This window comes from Ruminococcus sp. 1001713B170207_170306_F1, assembly GCF_015668065.1.
In the GTDB taxonomy this organism is placed as follows: Bacteria; Bacillota; Clostridia; order Lachnospirales; family Lachnospiraceae; genus Blautia_A; species Blautia_A faecis.
Genome location: NZ_JADPEX010000036.1, coordinates 42,132 through 43,111 on the forward strand (window position 1 = coordinate 42,132; position 980 = coordinate 43,111).

A 980-nucleotide genomic window follows, 5' to 3' on the forward strand; every position below is an offset into this window, starting at 1 on the left:
AATAAGTGGGAAAAATAATGCTCATTTTTGAACCTATTTTTACCCCGAAAACGGCATTTGGTCACTGCGGTACCGGCTGTGGTATATGCCGTTAATTATCCTATTATAATACAGGTCATTTCAGAAATTCAAGAGAAATCGTGTGCTTTTGTGGAAACCCAAACAATTACATATTATACAATATGTTGTAAATATCATATTTCAATTTCACAATATATAGGATTTCAAAGTTTTCGTTTTACAATATGTGTTGTATGGTGTTGACTGTTATGTTTAATTCTTCATGCTTACCAGGGCAGATAAGTGCCTGCATCATTATCATAATAATACCATCCATTTCCTTTTCCAACTGGTTCACCAGCTCCTTCCGCCTGTTGGTAAGGGATATAAGACCCGGTCTCCACAGTTTTGCAGTAACATATGTTCGCTTATTGCTTGAAAGCCTTTTGTTTCCTTGCTTTCAGGCTTTTTTATTTTTAAAAATTAGTCATGTTTTACTAGCGTTTTATATCGTTTTGCGTCATAATAAATATTATACGAAACGGAATGCTTGCCATGTACCTCAAAAAAACACCTAACCTGAATGGTCGAATTCGTCTTTCCATTGTTGACACCTATTACGATAAAGCTAAGAAATGCTCCCGTCAGAAAACAATAGAATCTATTGGCTGGCTGGATGAATTGGAAAAAAAGTATAATGACCCTATTGCCCACTTTCAAAAAAGAGCAGAGCAGCTAAAAGCTGAAAAAGCAGCCAGACAGGCTCCCATCCACTTTACTTTTTATGATTCTGACCGGCTTTGCATAGGTGACGATCTGAGAAAAAAACTTCGGCTATGCCGCCCTGAGCCAGATCTATCATGAGCTTGACCTCCATACTTTCCTAACGAACCGGCAGCGCCACTCAAAAGAACAGTATGATGCCAATACCATCATGAAGATGCTGGTCTATTCCAGACTTCTTTTCCCTGCTTCAAAGA

General features: G+C 38.1%; 1 protein-coding gene. It reads left to right on the forward strand.

Annotation, left to right across the window (positions count from 1 at the left end; all coding sequences use genetic code 11):
* Positions 1-555: 555 nt before the first annotated feature.
* On the forward strand, positions 556-864 hold the full coding sequence (locus tag I4V84_RS17760) for a hypothetical protein (protein ID WP_195993068.1): 309 nt from the start codon (positions 556-558) through the stop codon (positions 862-864).
* The last annotated feature ends 116 nt before the right edge of the window (positions 865-980 follow it).